This is a genomic window from Parvibaculum lavamentivorans DS-1 (assembly GCF_000017565.1).
In the GTDB taxonomy this organism is placed as follows: Bacteria; Pseudomonadota; Alphaproteobacteria; order Parvibaculales; family Parvibaculaceae; genus Parvibaculum; species Parvibaculum lavamentivorans.
On record NC_009719.1, the window covers coordinates 1 to 15305 of the forward strand.

General features: G+C 64.3%; 12 protein-coding genes. 9 read left to right on the forward strand and 3 right to left on the reverse strand.

The features are described 5' to 3' along the window. Positions 1-178 precede the first annotated feature (178 nt). The 8 genes from rpsT (at position 179) to PLAV_RS00050 (ending at position 11466) form a co-directional block, all read left to right on the forward strand. Entirely contained in the window at positions 179-442 is a 264-nt protein-coding gene (gene rpsT, locus PLAV_RS00015) for a 30S ribosomal protein S20 (protein WP_011994915.1), read from the forward strand. A gap of 553 nt (positions 443-995) precedes the next feature. Beyond that, positions 996-1472, forward strand: a complete 477-nt coding sequence (locus PLAV_RS00020; RefSeq protein ID WP_245545187.1) for a rhodanese-like domain-containing protein — start codon at positions 996-998, stop codon at positions 1470-1472. 224 nt (positions 1473-1696) lie between these two features. Continuing rightward, complete coding sequence (gene dnaA, locus PLAV_RS00025; protein WP_041536102.1) at positions 1697-3127, forward strand: chromosomal replication initiator protein DnaA; 1431 nt, start codon at positions 1697-1699, stop codon at positions 3125-3127. A gap of 397 nt (positions 3128-3524) precedes the next feature. Beyond that, positions 3525-4643, forward strand: coding sequence for a DNA polymerase III subunit beta (gene dnaN, locus PLAV_RS00030; protein WP_011994918.1), 1119 nt, complete (start codon positions 3525-3527; stop codon positions 4641-4643). Positions 4644-4681: 38 nt separating this feature from the next. Continuing rightward, positions 4682-5920, forward strand: coding sequence for a DNA replication/repair protein RecF (recF, locus tag PLAV_RS00035; RefSeq protein WP_011994919.1), 1239 nt, complete (start codon positions 4682-4684; stop codon positions 5918-5920). Then, a complete protein-coding gene (locus tag PLAV_RS00040; protein WP_011994920.1) occupies positions 5920-6519 on the forward strand; it encodes an ATP-dependent Clp protease proteolytic subunit in 600 nt (199 codons plus the stop codon). The genes recF and PLAV_RS00040 overlap by 1 nt, the downstream gene beginning before the upstream one ends. Before the next feature lie 21 nt (positions 6520-6540). Beyond that, positions 6541-8985 (forward strand): DNA topoisomerase (ATP-hydrolyzing) subunit B, encoded by a 2445-nt coding sequence (gene gyrB, locus PLAV_RS00045; RefSeq protein ID WP_011994921.1) that lies wholly within the window; start codon positions 6541-6543, stop codon positions 8983-8985. A 153-nt stretch (positions 8986-9138) separates the two neighbouring features. Continuing rightward, positions 9139-11466: a transglycosylase domain-containing protein gene (locus PLAV_RS00050; protein ID WP_011994922.1), complete on the forward strand. Its 2328-nt coding sequence runs from the start codon at positions 9139-9141 to the stop codon at positions 11464-11466. On the opposite strand, the gene PLAV_RS00055 is transcribed toward PLAV_RS00050, so the two are convergent. Together PLAV_RS00055 and PLAV_RS00060 are read right to left on the reverse strand one after the other, a co-directional pair. Beyond that, positions 11463-12647 (reverse strand): multidrug effflux MFS transporter, encoded by a 1185-nt coding sequence (locus PLAV_RS00055; protein WP_011994923.1) that lies wholly within the window; start codon positions 12645-12647, stop codon positions 11463-11465. The two genes, PLAV_RS00050 and PLAV_RS00055, sit on opposite strands and share 4 nt — an antisense overlap. Next, the gene (locus PLAV_RS00060; RefSeq protein ID WP_011994924.1) at positions 12644-13456 is read right to left on the reverse strand and encodes a M48 family metallopeptidase; all 813 of its coding nucleotides are present in this window, start codon (positions 13454-13456) and stop codon (positions 12644-12646) included. Before PLAV_RS00060 ends, PLAV_RS00055 begins: the two co-directional genes overlap by 4 nt. A gap of 102 nt (positions 13457-13558) precedes the next feature. Between PLAV_RS00060 and PLAV_RS00065 the strand changes: the two genes are divergently transcribed. Beyond that, positions 13559-13993: a VOC family protein gene (locus tag PLAV_RS00065; RefSeq protein ID WP_202944012.1), complete on the forward strand. Its 435-nt coding sequence runs from the start codon at positions 13559-13561 to the stop codon at positions 13991-13993. Position 13994: 1 nt separating this feature from the next. On the opposite strand, the gene PLAV_RS00070 is transcribed toward PLAV_RS00065, so the two are convergent. Then, positions 13995-15233 (reverse strand): polyhydroxyalkanoate depolymerase, encoded by a 1239-nt coding sequence (locus tag PLAV_RS00070; protein ID WP_011994926.1) that lies wholly within the window; start codon positions 15231-15233, stop codon positions 13995-13997. Between the last annotated feature and the right edge of the window lie 72 nt (positions 15234-15305).

Genomic DNA, 15305 nt, shown 5'->3' on the forward strand with positions numbered 1-15305 from the left:
TTTTGCCCGGTTTTTCAGCCTTTTTCGCTTGTTGACGAATGAAGGAGGGGCGCGTATAACGCCCGCTTTCGAGGGGTCGGCTCGCCATTGCGTGTGCCGGCTTTTCTTCAAACAGATTTCCGCCGGCCGTTTCGGGACAAGCTCCCTTTCGGCCGTGCCGACAAAGGTCCGAAGATCGATGGCGAACACGAAGTCCGCAAAGAAGGCAATCCGCGTGATTGCAAAGAAGACGGCAGTCAACAAGGACCGCCGCAGCCGCATGCGCACCTTCGTCCGCAAGGTCGAAGAAGCTCTCGCAAGCGGCGACAAGACCGCAGCGCAGGAAGCGCTCCGCGCCGCGCAGCCGGAGATCATGCGCGCCGCGCAGAAGGGCGTGATCCACAAGAACACCGCCTCCCGCAAGGTGTCGCGTTTCACGCAGCGCGTGAAAGCCCTTTCCTGACAGGCACTTCCCGCGATTACAAAATAAATAATCGCGAAAAATTTTCGACGAAACGATCTGGATGAAGCCCGCGAAACACCACGCGGGCTTTTCCTTTTTCGCATCGCGTATCGCTGCGAGACAAGTTGCATCGCAAACGAATATGCGGCGCGCGGTTTTCCCGCGAAGCGAAAGAAGCCTTGCATGACGGTACTTGCGCGCCGCGCATGTATGTGTGCGTTGCGGCTGACACATCATGTTGCGGGTGAGTGTTTGCGCGTCACAAACGGCAAAATTTTTGTGACGAAAACGATTCTTCCGCTTGCTTAGACCTCCCCCAGCCGGTATGTTTAACAACCTCGGAGGAGCCAATGAATACTGTATTTTTTGAGTAAAGTTTTACTGAATACAGTATTGATTTTTCTCCTCCAAAGGCAAAAACAAGTATCCAGACAGAATGCGCGTGGACGAGCAGGGGTAATTCCGTTATTACCCCGGGGGTGCGCAGCATGTCCGGAGGGGTCCCGGCGGCGGCCGGGGATCAGGGCAATCGGGTCGCGGATGGCGGGGCTTCATGTCGGACAAGGCGAAGGGTGACGCTATGCCGGAATTGATCGGGCCTCGTCCGGACAATTACGCGGGCGATGTGGCGCCTGGCGATGCCTGGCGGGTTCTCCAGTCGAACCCGGATGCCGTCCTCGTCGATGTGCGCACGCGCGCGGAGTGGTCCTTTGTCGGGCTGCCGGATTTGTCCAGTGCGGGCAAGGAGCCGCTCCTCATGGAATGGCAACAGTTTCCGGCGATGGCGCTCAATCCCGGCTTCGTGGACGATCTGGCGGCATCCCTCGGCGCGTCGCGCAAGCAGGCGCCGGTTTTCTTTCTGTGCCGCTCCGGCGCGCGAAGCCGTTCGGCGGCGATCGCGATGACGGCGGCGGGTTTCAGCCAGTGCTTCAATGTGGCTGGCGGGTTTGAGGGCGATCTGGACAGCGAACGCCATCGCGGCGGACGCACCGGCTGGAAGGCGGCGGCGCTTCCCTGGGTTCAGTCGTAGGGGGCGGGCAGGGGTCCGAACGAGACGGCGGAACGGACGGCGGCGTCCGGAGATATGTGGGTAGCTCACGGTGCCTTTTGAGGGCCGGGGGCAAAATGAGGCATGAAGTTTTGAACGAGGAAGATATGGCGCCATCTCCGGCTGAAAGGCGGCCGCAGGATGTTGCGAAAGCCGCGCGGCTTTCGGAAGAAGCACCTGGTGCCGCTCTGCGGCGCGCCCCCGCGATGAGCCTTGCGGAACAATGGCGGCGCGTGCGCGCGCGGCTTCAGGCGGAACTGGGCGAGGCGACCTTCAACAGCTGGTTCAAGCAGGTGGAGATGAACGGTGTGTCCGAGGGCCGCGTCATGCTCTCCGTGCCGACGCGCTTCATCCGCAACTGGATCGTCTCCCATTACGCCGATCGTCTCGCGAAGCTCTGGGCCGATGAGGATCCGTCCTTCTGCCGCGTCGATGTGCTGGTCGGGGCCGAGGCGAGGACGGAGGATGCCGCGCCCGTGAGCGATGCCGCACCGGTCGAGACTGCGGCCGCGCAGGCTCCTTCCGCCATCCGTGCCGATACGCCGCTGGCGACCGCGGTGCCGCATGGTTTCGAGGATGCAGGCGTCGGCGCGCCGCTCGATCCGCGCTTCACCTTCGATGCTTTCGTGGTCGGCAAGTCGAACGAGCTCGCGCATGCCGCCGCGCGCCGCGTCGCCGAAGCAACGGACGTTACCTTCAATCCGCTCTTCCTTTATGGCGGCGTCGGCCTCGGCAAGACGCATCTCATGCATGCGATCGCGTGGGAAATCCGCAAGCGCCAGCCGGAGCGCAAGGTGCTTTATCTGTCCGCCGAAAAATTCATGTACCAGTTCGTGCGGGCGCTGCGCTTCAAGGACACGATGGCCTTCAAGCAGCAGTTCCGTTCCGTCGATGTGTTGATGATCGACGACGTGCAGTTCATCTCCGGCAAGGATTCGACGCAGGAAGAGTTCTTCCACACCTTCAACGCATTGATCGACCATAACCGTCAGGTCATCATCTCCGCCGACCGCTCGCCTTCCGATCTCGAAGGCATCGAGGAGCGCATCCGCTCGCGTCTCGGCTGGGGCCTTGCCGCCGACATCCATCCGACCGATTACGAGCTGCGTCTCGGCATCCTCCAGGCGAAAGCCGACGAGATGATGCAGAGGAACGGCCCGGTTTCGATCCCGCCCGGCGTTCTCGAATTCCTCGCGCACCGCATCGTCTCGAATGTGCGCGAGCTGGAAGGGGCGCTGAAGCGCGTCGTCGCCTATGCCTCGCTGGTCGGCCGTCCGATCACCCTCGACATGTCGCAGGAAGTGCTGCGCGATCTGCTGCGCTCCAACGATCGCAAGATCACCATCGAGGAAATCCAGCGCCGCGTGGCGGAGTACTACAACGTCCGCCTCGCCGACATGCTGTCCGCCCGCCGCGCCCGCGCCGTCGCGCGTCCCCGTCAGGTCGCCATGTATCTGTCGAAGCAGCTTACCACCCGTTCGCTGCCCGAGATCGGCCGCAAGTTCGGCGGCCGCGATCACACCACGGTCATCCATGCCGTGCGCAAGATCGACGAGCTTTGCCTGGTCGATTCAGGCATCGAGGAGGATGTCGATCTGCTCCGCCGCATGCTTGAGGGCGGCCACGGGCCGAATTGAGCCGTTCGGCCGGAAAAAGCCCTTGCGAATCAGTGGGTTGATCGCCCGCGGATCGGGCGGGGATTCGCCCCGGATTTCCTCGAAAAACGTGCATCCGCGCGACGATCTGGTATACTCGGCCAGCGAATTTCTGCGGAATTCCGGCAGCCGCCGGAACGTGCCCCGAGCAGGGTCTGGACCATGAGGTCCCGGCGCCTGTGAAGGGCCGTCATCCGATCCCCTGTTCGCAGTGAAACTGGAGAAAACGGCGCGCCTGTCAGGTCGCGCCTCAGCCCCGGATACACTGCAACCGACTGGCCGGGACGGAACATGTCTGCGAAATTCAGATGAAATTCAAAAAGGCGCCGCCCGCCAAGGGCCGCCGCAAGCAAGCCCAACGGGGGACTGAAGAGAGGCCATGAAGATCACGATCGAGCGGGGCGCGCTACTCAAGTCTCTCAATCATGTGCAGTCGGTCGTCGAGCGCCGAAACACCATACCCATTCTCTCCAACGTGCTCATCAAGGCCGAGGACGGCCAGCTGAGCCTGACGGCGACCGATCTCGACATCGAAGTCGTGGAAGCGATCGACGCGGATGTCGCCCAGCCCGGCGCCACCACCGCCTCTGCGCACACGCTTTACGACATCGTGCGCAAGCTGCCCGAAGGCGCGCAGGTCGAATTGTCGACCGGCGCCGATGAAGGCCGCCTGCAATTGACGGCGGGCCGCTCGCGCTTCGCCCTCCAGTCGCTGCCGCAGGAAGACTTTCCGGTCATGGCGGCGGGCTCGCTGCCGCACCGCTTCGAGCTTCCGGCGGAGGCCATGCGCCGCCTCATCGACAAGACCCGCTTTGCGATCTCGATGGAAGAGACGCGCTACTACCTGAACGGCATCTATTTCCACGCCGTCGACGGGCCGAAGCAGAAATCGCTGCGCGCCGTCGCGACCGATGGTCACCGCCTCGCCCAGGTCGATCACGACCTGCCGGAAGGCGCGGCCGGCATGCCCGGCGTCATCGTCCCGCGCAAGACCGTGCTCGAATTGCAGAAGCTGCTGGAAGGCAACAGCGGCGCCCTCTCGGTCGGCGTGTCGGAAACGAAGATCCGCTTCGAATTCGGCGGCATCGTGCTGACCTCGAAACTGATCGACGGCACCTTCCCCGATTATGGCCGCGTCATTCCCGTCGGCAACGACAAGATGCTGCAGGTGGATGGCAAGCGTTTCGCGGAAGCGGTCGATCGCGTCTCGACCATCTCCACCGAGAAATCGCGCGCGGTGAAGCTCAATATCGAGGAGGGCAAGCTCACCCTCTCCGTAACCAATCCGGATTCCGGCAGCGCCACGGAGGAACTTTCCGTCTCCTATTCGAGCCCTGCCATCGAAATCGGCTTCAACGCGCGTTACCTGCTCGATATTACCGGCCAGCTCGACGGGGCGGAGGCAAGCTTCGCCTTCGCCGATTCCGGCTCGCCCACGCTTGTCCGCGACAGCGAGGACAGCATGGCGGTCTACGTGCTGATGCCGATGCGCGTGTAGGGCGCCAAAGCCCTGTGACAGAAGACAGAGGATAGGGAGTGCCTCGAACGAGTGAGTTGCTCGCGCTCGAACGGTCTGCGTCCGCGCCGGAAATATCCGGTGCCGTCGTGACGGCCCCTCTTGCGTCTCCGCGCGCGAGGCTGAGCCGTCTTGTCGTCACCGATTTCCGCTCCTATGCGCGCGCCGAGCTCGCGCTGGACGGGCGCCCGGTGGTCCTGACCGGCGAAAACGGCGCCGGCAAGACCAATCTGCTCGAAGCCGTCTCCCTGCTCTCGCCCGGTCGCGGCCTTCGCGGCGCGGCCTATGCGGAAATCGCGCGGGACAATGGCGAGGGCGGCTGGGCCGTCGCCGCGACGCTCGAAGCCGAGCATGGCCCCGTCCGTCTCGGCACGGGCATCGAGCCGGGCATGGCGCCTTCCTCGCGCAGCCGCTCGGTCCGTATCGATGGCGAGCCTGCCGGTCCTTCCGCGCTTGCGGCGCATCTGCGGATCGTCTGGCTGACGCCGGCCATGGACAGGCTTTTCGTCGAGGGCGCGAGCGAACGCCGCCGCTTTCTCGACCGGCTGGTGATGGGGTTCGATCCGGCCCATGGCACGCGCGCCGCGGCCTATGAACGGGCCCTGCGCGAGCGCAGCAAGCTGCTCGCCGACGATGTTTTCGACGATGCCTGGTTGTCGGGCCTCGAAAGCCAGATGGCTGAGCATGGCGTGGCGCTTGCCGCCGCCCGGCTCGAAATCGTGGCGCGGCTTCGCGGTGCGCTCGATGTGGCGCCCGAAGGGCCTTTCCCCCGTGCCCATGTGGCGCTGGAAGGTTCGCTCGAAACGGCGCTGGCGGAAGCTGCCGCCGTCGATGTCGAGGATGGCTTTCGCGCCCGCCTCGCCGAAATGCGCGGCCGCGATGCGGCTGCGGGCCGCGCGCTCGATGGTCCGCACAGGAGCGATCTCCTGGTGCGCCACACCGCGAAGGATCGCGAGGCGCGCCAATGTTCGACCGGCGAGCAGAAGGCGCTGCTGATCGGCATCGTGCTGGCGAATGCCCGGCTTCTCGCCGCCATGGGCCGCGCGCCGCTGCTGTTGCTGGACGAGGTCGCCGCGCATCTCGATGCCGGCCGTCGCGCCGCGCTGTTCGACGAAATCGTGAGCCTCGGTTTGCAGGCTTTCATGACGGGCACGGACCCGTCGCTGTTTGAAACGCTGGGCGAGCGGGCGCAAGACCTTCGTGTCGCGCATGGCACGATACAGAGCGCCACCCGGTACCCCGTGGAAGGAAAAAAGTGATGAGAAACGACGAAAAGCCTGGAACGCCCGATATCGACGCCCTCAAGGGCCAGTTCATGCCGCTGGTCGAGCATGGCCTCTTCAAGTCGCGCACGGTGCTCGTCACCGGCGAGATCAACGACCGCCAGGCGCGCGCCGTCTCCGAGCGCCTGCTGGCGATGGCCGGCGAGAGCGACGACCCGATCACGGTGATCGTCTCCTCGCCCGGCGGCCATGTCGAATCCGGCGACATGATCCACGACATGATCAAATACATCAAACCGCGCGTCCGCGTTCTCGGCACCGGTTGGGTCGCCTCGGCCGGCGCGCTCATCTATGTCGCCGCCGACCGCGAGGACCGCTACTGCCTGCCCAACACGCGCTTCCTGCTTCATGAGCCGCGCGGCGGCGTCGGCGGTTCCGCCACCGAGATCGACATCCAGGCGCGCGAAGTGCTGAAGATGCGCGAACGCCTCAACAAGATCTTTGCCGAAGCCACCGGCCAGCCGATCGAAAAGATCGTCAAGGACACCAACCGCGATCACTGGATGAACGCGGAAGAAGCCAAGGAATACGGCGTCGTCGGAAAGATCATTCGCTCCGCCGCCGAAATCGCCTGAGTCACGTAAGGAAAAAAGAAAATGACGACCCCCGCCGACGATACACCCGAGGAATATGGTGCGGAATCGATCAAGGTCCTGAAGGGCCTCGATGCCGTGCGCAAACGGCCGGGCATGTATATCGGCGACACCGATGACGGCTCCGGCCTTCATCACATGGTCTATGAAGTCGTCGATAATTCGATCGACGAGGCGCTGGCCGGCTATTGCGACGCGGTGAACGTGCGTCTCAATGCCGACGGCTCCGTCACCGTCATGGATAATGGCCGCGGCATTCCGGTGGAGATACACAAGGGCGAAGGCGTCTCCGCCGCCGAAGTCATCATGACGCAGCTTCATGCCGGTGGTAAGTTCGACCAGAATTCCTACAAGGTCTCGGGCGGCCTCCACGGCGTCGGCGTGTCGGTGGTGAACGCGCTTTCCGACTGGCTCGAAATGCGCATCTGGCGCGCCGGCAAGGAACACCGCATCCGCTTCCAGCATGGCGTGCCCGACGCCCCGCTCGAAGCCACCGGCCCCGCTCCCATCGGCGCCGACGGCAAGCCCGTCACCGGCACCGAGATCACCTTTCATCCGTCGAGCGAAACCTTCACGCAGACCGAGTTCGATTTCGCAACACTCGAACACCGGCTGCGCGAACTCGCCTTCCTCAATTCCGGCGTGAAGATCAACCTCACCGACCATCGCGGCGTCGAGCCGAAAGAAGTGAAGCTGATGTATGAGGGCGGCCTCGAAGCCTTCGTCCGCTTCCTTGATCGCACCAAGGCGCCGCTCATCCAGAAGCCCATCGCCATCCGCGCCGAGCGCGAAGGCATCACCGTCGAAGTCGCCATGTGGTGGAACGACAGCTACCACGAGAACGTGCTCTGCTTCACCAACAACATCCCGCAGCGCGATGGCGGCACGCATCTCGCGGGCTTCCGTGGCGCGCTCACTCGCGTCATCAACAGTTACGCGAATGAAAGCGGCATCGCGAAGAAGGAGAAGGTAAGCCTCACCGGCGACGACGCCCGCGAAGGCCTCACTTGCGTCCTCTCGGTCAAGGTGCCCGATCCGAAATTCTCCTCGCAGACGAAAGACAAGCTCGTCTCGTCGGAAGTCCGCCCTGTCGTCGAAGGCCTCGTCAACGATGCGCTCTCCACCTGGCTCGAGGAACATCCCGCCGAAGCCCGCCAGGTCGTGACCAAGGTCGTGGAAGCCGCCGCCGCGCGCGAAGCCGCCCGCAAGGCGCGCGAGCTGACGCGCCGCAAGGGCGCGCTCGATGTCTCGAGCCTCCCCGGCAAGCTCGCCGATTGTCAGGAACGCGATCCCGCGAAATCCGAACTCTTCATCGTCGAGGGTGACTCGGCCGGCGGCTCCGCGAAACAGGCGCGCGATCGCTCCAACCAGGCCGTGCTTCCCCTTCGCGGCAAGATTCTGAACGTCGAGCGCGCGCGCTTCGACAAGATGCTCTCCTCGAATGAAATCGGCACGCTCATCACCGCGCTCGGCGCGGGCATCGGCCGCGACGATTTCAATATCGACAAGCTCCGCTACCACAAGATCATCATCATGACCGACGCCGACGTCGACGGCGCTCATATCCGTACGCTCCTTCTCACCTTCTTCTATCGCCAGATGCCGGAGGTGATCGAGCGCGGCCACCTCTATATCGCGCAGCCGCCGCTCTACAAGGTGCGTCGCGGCACCTCGGAGACCTATCTGAAAAACGAAAAGGCGCTCGGCGATTATCTGATCTCGACCGGCCTCGAAGACATGGTGCTGACGCTGCATGACGGTTCGCAGCGCGCCGGTCCCGATTTGAGCGACATCGTCGCCAGGGCGCGCTCGGTCCGTGCCGTGCTGGAAGGTCTGCCGACCAAATATCCGCATTTCGTCGTCGAACAGGCGGCGATTGCCGGCGCGCTCAATCCGAAGGCGCTCGCCGAACCCGAACATGCAAGGGAAGCCGCCGCCTATATCGCGCGGCGTCTCGATCTTCTGTCGGAAGAAACCGAGCGCGGCTGGACCGGCGAGACGACGCAGGATGGCGGTCTCCGCTTCGCCCGCGAGGTGCGTGGCGTCCGCGAGGAAGTCTCGATCGACGGCCCCCTCATCGCCAGCGCCGATGCCCGCCGTCTCGACAGCTATACGGAGCATCTGCAGGAGGTCTATGTGAAGGCCGCCACGCTCCGCCGCAAGGACGACAGCCACATCATCCGCTCGCCCTCCCAGCTTCTCGACGCGGTCATGGCCGCCGGCACCAAAGGGAACACGGTGCAGCGCTACAAGGGCCTCGGCGAAATGAACCCCGGCCAGCTCTGGGAAACGACGCTCGACCGCGACGCCCGCTCGCTCCTGCAGGTGAAGATCCGCGAGCTGGACGATGCCGACGACCTCTTCGTGAAGCTCATGGGCGATGTCGTGGAACCCCGCCGCGATTTCATCCGCGAAAACGCGCTGAACGTCGCCAATCTGGATATCTGAGGCCGGCGCCTCATTCTTGACCGTTTTGTCCGCAAGACAGGGGTCTTCGGGTGCGCCAATCGTTAACAAGGCGTTAACCATCGCTGTCTAGTTTCTGGACATGGTTCCCCGCGCCTCGGGCGCGCAAGGGCAGAGCGTGAGGCTTCGGGTTCGATGTCATCCCGGAAGGGCAAATCCGGCCCTGGCAAACGAGGCGGCGCGGAGGAAGAAGACTGGACCATCGTTCGGATGGCCGGTCTGCGTCCGGTCCGCCTCGGCGTAAACGCCAACGCCGATGCACGGCTCGACGAGGAAGGCGACGGCGACGACATGGGCTGGGACGACGACTGGGAAGGCCCCGGCATGCGCCGCACCGAGCCTACATTCACGCGTGGCAAGCCCCGCAAGCCCACAGCCAAACCGGCGAAGAAACCCGCCGCGAAAAAATCCCGTCCGAAGAAGCCGCCGGTGCTGCGCGCGCCGACAGAAGATGAGCGGCCCGGCTCCCGCACCCCGCCGCGCAAATCCGCGCGCCGCGGCGCCCCGCCCCGCAAGGGAAAGCCCACTCTTCTCGGCCGCCTCGCCTATGGCGGCGCCGTCCTCATGCTCTGGGGCGTCATCGCCTTTGGCGGCCTCCTCTTCTGGTATGGGCTCCATCTGCCGGATACGTCGGGCCTCTATAACGTCAAGCACACGCCCTCCCTCTCCATCGTCGCCACCAATGGCGAGGTGCTGAGCCATCGCGGCGATCTGATGAGCGGCTATGCCTCTCTCTCCGATCTGCCGCCCTGGGTGCCCGCCGCCGTCCTCGCCACGGAGGACCAGCGTTTCTACTGGCATTTCGGCGTCGACCCCATCGGTCTCGCCCGCGCCACCATCACCAATATTCGCGCTGGCGCCTATGTGCAGGGCGGCTCGACGGTGACGCAGCAGCTGGCGAAGAACATCTTCCTGAAGCCCGATCGCACCATCGCCCGCAAGATCGAGGAAATGGTGCTGGCCGTCTGGCTGGAGCTGCGCTTCACCAAGGAAGAAATCCTGACGCTCTATCTGAACCGCGTCTATTTCGGCGGCGGCGCCTATGGCCTCGAAGCCGCCTCCGAGCGTTATTTCCGCAAGCCCGCCCGCGCCCTCACTTTGCCGGAAGCCGCCATGCTCGCCGGTCTTTTGAAGGCGCCGTCCCGCTACTCGCCGACAAACAATATCGAGCTCGCGCGCAATCGCGCCGCCATCGTGCTGCAGAACATGGTCAATGCCGGCTACATCACGCAGGAAGAAGCGCGCACCGCGAATGTCAGTCCGGCGCGGCTTGAAGGCTATGCGGCGCGCGGCTCGATCAATTATTTCGTCGATTGGGTCGCCGAAGCCGTACCGGATTATGCCGGCCGCCCGGATACCGACGTCAATGTGATGACGACAATCGATCCCGTCCTCCAGCGCGAGGCCGAAAGAGTGATCGACGCCATGCTGGCGGGCGAGGGCGCGGCCGTGAATGCGACACAGGCCGCCCTCGTCGCCATGACGCCGGATGGCGCGGTGCGCGCCATGGTCGGCGGCCGTTCCTACGCGCAAAGCCAGTTCAATCGCGCGGTGCAGGCAAAGCGCCAGCCCGGCTCCGCCTTCAAGCCCATTGTCTATCTCGCCGCTCTCGAGCGCGGCCTCACGCCGGATACGCTGCGCGTCGACCGCCCCATCGAATATGGCGGCTGGGCGCCGGCGAATTATTCCGGCCGCTTCGAGGGCGAGATGACGCTCCGCACCGCGCTGGCGAAGTCGGTCAACACGGTCGCCGTCCAGGTCGCACGTGAAACCGGCATCCGCAATGTCATCGCCGCCGCGCGGCGTCTCGGCTTGCAGGAAGACCTGCCGTCAAACCTGTCGCTGGCGCTCGGCTCCGGCAGCGTCAATCTTCTGGAACTCACCGCGGCTTACGCCACCTTCGCCAATGGCGGCTATGGCGTCATTCCGCATGGCATCGAGGAAGTCCGCTCCGAATCCGGCGAGGAACTTTACCGGCGCCAGGGTTCGGGCATCGGCCGCGTCGTCGATGGCCGCACCGTCGGCCAGATGAACAACATGCTGCAGGCCGTCATGGCCTATGGCACGGGCCGCAACTCTGCCTTGGGCGCGCGGCCGAGCGGCGGCAAGACGGGCACCAGCCAGGATTTCCGCGATGCCTGGTTCATCGGCTACACCGCCGATCTCGTGGTCGGCGTCTGGGTCGGCAACGACAATGGCGCGCCGATGGAAAAGGTAACGGGCGGCACCCTTCCGGCTCACATCTGGCACGACTTCATGATGAAGACGCAGGAAGGCGTGCCGATAGCGCAGCTGCCGGAGGAAATGCCGGTGGCAACCGCCTCCGCCAGCATCGCCGCGCCCGCCGCCATGCAGGAAGCAGCGCCCGCCGAATATGAGTGGGAACAGCCGGGTTTCTTCGAGCGCCTCTTCGGCATCGGCGGCAACGAGGACTCCACGCTCCGTGCGGGCGGCCGCCGCTAGATCGTCTTCCGCCTGCCGCTCATCGCAATGACGAAACTCAGCACGCCCCCCGCCGCGATGGTGCCTGCCATCGGCAGTGCGCTTGCCTCCGCGCCATACCCGACATAAAGCCCCGCCAGCGCGCCCGCGAAGGATTGCAGAAAACCGAGCAGCGACGATGCCGTGCCTGCAATATCGGGGAAAGGCGTCAGCGCGCCCGCCATCGCCTGTGGCATGGTCACGCCCATCGAGAAACCATAGATGACGACCGGCAGCACGATCGCCATGGCCGAAGGCGTCAGGAACAACCCGCTCAGCATCAGCAACCCGCCAAGCGCCGCGCAGAAACCGCCGAAGCGCAGTGTGCCGTCGATGCCGCGCCGCCGCACCAGCCGTCCGCCCGCCAGCGACCCGGCAACGAAGCCGCCCGCCATCGCGCCGAAGCAGAGCCCATAGGCGATGGGCGAATAGCCATAAAGGCCCTGCAGCACGAAGGAAGAGCCGGAAACGAAAGCGAACAACCCGCAAAAGGCGACGGTCGCAATGGCGAGATATTTGAGGAAGTGCCGGTCGGCGAGGAGCCTTCGGTAGGAACGCAGGATCGAGAGCGGGGCAGCACTTTGCCGCCGGTCACGCGGCAGCGTCTCGTCGAGATTGACCGCCACCATCAGCGCCAGCACCGCGCCGAAGGCGCCCATGGCGATGAAGTTCGCCTTCCAGCCGTAAAGATCCTGCACCACGCCGCCAAGCATCGGCGCAAGCGCGGGCACGAGCCCCATGATCGCCGCCATCTTGGCGAGCATCTGTCCGGCTTCCGGCCCCTCGAAGAGATCGCGCACAATGGCGCGCGCCAGCACCACGGAGGCGCCGCCGCCCACCGCCTGCAACAGGCGCGCAAGGATCAGCTGTTCGATGCTGGTGACGAAAAGCGAGGCAAAGCAGCCCGCCATGAAAAGCAGGAAGCCGCCAAGCAGTACCGGCCGCCGCCCGTAGCGGTCGGAAAGCGGCCCGTAGAAAAGCTGCGAACCGGCAAAGGCAATGAGATGCGTGCTGAGCGTAAGCTGCACCGTGCCCGCATCGGCGTTGAAATCCTCGCCGATAGCCGGCAGCGACGGCAGATACATATCGGTCGACAGAGGGCCGACCGCGGTAAGCGACGCCAGGAACACGGTGAAAGCCGCCGTGCCGGGCGCCAGCTTCATCGGGCCGGATGGTTCCCGCGGTAGCCGCCCGCGAAAATGCCGACCGGGTCCGCGCCGAAGCGGTGAAGGCCCGGGCCGTTGGTTTCGAGCCAGTGCTTGGCCGGCTCGTAATTCGGAATGGCCTCCGCGACCAGCGCCCAGAAGCGCGGCCCGTGGTTCATATGCCTGATATGGGCAACCTCATGCGCCGCCACATAATCGAGCACATAAGTCGGCGCGAGGATGAGCCGCCACGAAAAGGAAAGGGCGCGGCTCGGCGAGCAGGAGCCCCAGCGCGTGGTCGTGTCGCGCACCGTGATGCGCGACGGGCGCACGTCGAAAAGCTCGGCATAATGCAGCGCCTGCTCGTTCAGCTCTTCACGTGCTTTCATTTTGAGATAGTCGGTCACGCGCCGCTGCACGAAATCGGGATGTCCCGTCACGCGGATTTCCGGCAGACCGCCCGTATCGGCCGAGCGCACCCGCCAGACCGGCCCACGCGTCGCCGCGTCTTCCCGCCTCACGCCGACATAGCGGATGATGTGTTCCTTGCCGCGCAGGGGAATATGCGCGCCGTTCTTGAAGGGAACGGGGATCGGTACCTGATGCAGCCGCTCGGCTATCCATTCGCGCTGCTCGCGGGCGAACAGCAGCGCCTTGTCGAGGCCGCGCCGCGTCGGCGCCGTGACCTGCACCGATCCGGCGGCAAGGTCGACCCGCACGATGACGCGCTTGGCGCGCGGGTTGTGCCGGACGGTTACGGGCACGGTGCGCCCGTCGATCTGGAGATAGTCGAAATGAAGAGAGGCAGGCTTCACGGGTTTGTTCATAATGCGGTCGAGCCCAAAACCCGCCAAACATGCTGGCGGGGCGATGACGACGGTCTGGTTCCTGTCCGAAGGCAAAAAAGATAGGGTCGAATCATGTCAAGGATGCCACGATTTCATTTGGCTTTCGCGGTCGATGATCTCTCCGCCGCAAGAGAATTTTACGGAAGCCTTCTCGGCTGCCCCGAAGGCCGCTCCGCCGCAAGCTGGATAGACTTCGATCTCTACGGCCATCAGATAGTTGCGCATCTCGGCCCGGCGCGCGAGCGCGGCGATGCCGCAGGCGACGAGATAAGAAACGCGGTCGATGGCGACGACGTTCCGGTTCCGCATTTCGGTCTGATCCTCGCCTGGGAGGATTGGCATGCGCTGGCCGCAAGGCTCAAGGCGGCGGGCACGTCCTTCGTGATCGAACCTCATATCCGCTTTGCGGGCGAACCCGGCGAACAGGCAACCATGTTCTTCCGCGACCCCTCCGGCAATGCGCTGGAGTTCAAGGCGTTCCAGGACGAGAGCCGCATCTTCGCCCGCGAGTTCTGATCTACCTCTTGGCGTGGGCGGCCATGAATTCGCGTACGCGCGGCGCAATCTCGCTCTTCCATCTCGTGCCGTTGAAGACGCCGTAATGTCCGACGCCCGGCTGCTCCCAATGGGCCTTCATGCTGGCCGGTAGGTTCTTGCAAAGCTTGTGCGCCGCCTTCGTCTGGCCGACGCCCGAGATGTCGTCCTTCTCGCCCTCGACAGTCATCAGCGCCGTTCTGGTAATGGCGTCGGGCCGCACCGTCTTGCCGCGATGGGTGAACTCGCCCTTGGGCAGCGAGTGTTTCACGAACACCTCGTCGACCGTCTGGAGATAGAACTCCGAGGTCATGTCCATGACCGAGAGATATTCGTCATAGAACTCGCGATGCTTCTCCGCCGAGTCGCCATCGCCCTCGACCATGTGGTCGAAATAGTTCCAATGCGCGTCCATGTGGCGGTCGAGGTTCATCGCCATGAAGCCCGAAAGCTGCACGAAGCCCGGATAGACGCGGCGCATCACGCCCGGATGCGGCCAGGGAACGGTGGTGATGACGTGGCGTTCATACCATTCGGTGCCGCGCTCGGTGGCGAGATTGTTCACCTCGGTCGGGCTTTCGCGCGTGTCGATGGGTCCGCCCATCAGCGTCATGCTGAGCGGCACATAGGCGTCGTCATTGTCATGCATCACGGCGACAGCCGCGAAGACCGGCACCGAGGGCTGGCAGACGGCGAGCAGATGCAGGTCCGGCCCCAGTGCGTGGCACATCTCGATCACATAGTCGATATAGTCGTCGAGATCGAAAGAGCCTTCCGTCAAAGGCACTTTCCGCGCGTCCACCCAATCGGTGATGTAGACCTCGTGATAGGGAAGCATCGCTTCCACCGTGCCGCGCAGCAGCGTCGCGTAATGGCCGGAAAGCGGCGCGACGATCAAAAGCTTCTGCTGCGGCGCCACGCCCTTCATCGCCGATGGCTCGCGTTCGAAATGGATCACCTTGCAGAAAGGCCGCTCCCACACGATCCGTTCGGTGATCGGAACCGGCTTGCCGTCGATGGTCGTCTCGTGAAGTCCGAATTCCGGTTTGCCGTAACGCCGCGTCGTCGTCTCGAAAACATCGAAGGCCGCCGCCAGCGTCTTGCTCGGCAGCGTCTCCGCGAAGGGGTTGAGCGGATGCCGCAGCGCCCACAGGCCAACCTCGGCCGCTGCCCGGAAAGGCGCCACCGCCGCATGGTTCAATTCGTAGATGTGATAGAGCACGCTACACCTCGCATCAGCCGTCCCGCCCCCGCGCCTTATGTTGCGGCGCAACAATTAATGTAGGCTTCGAGT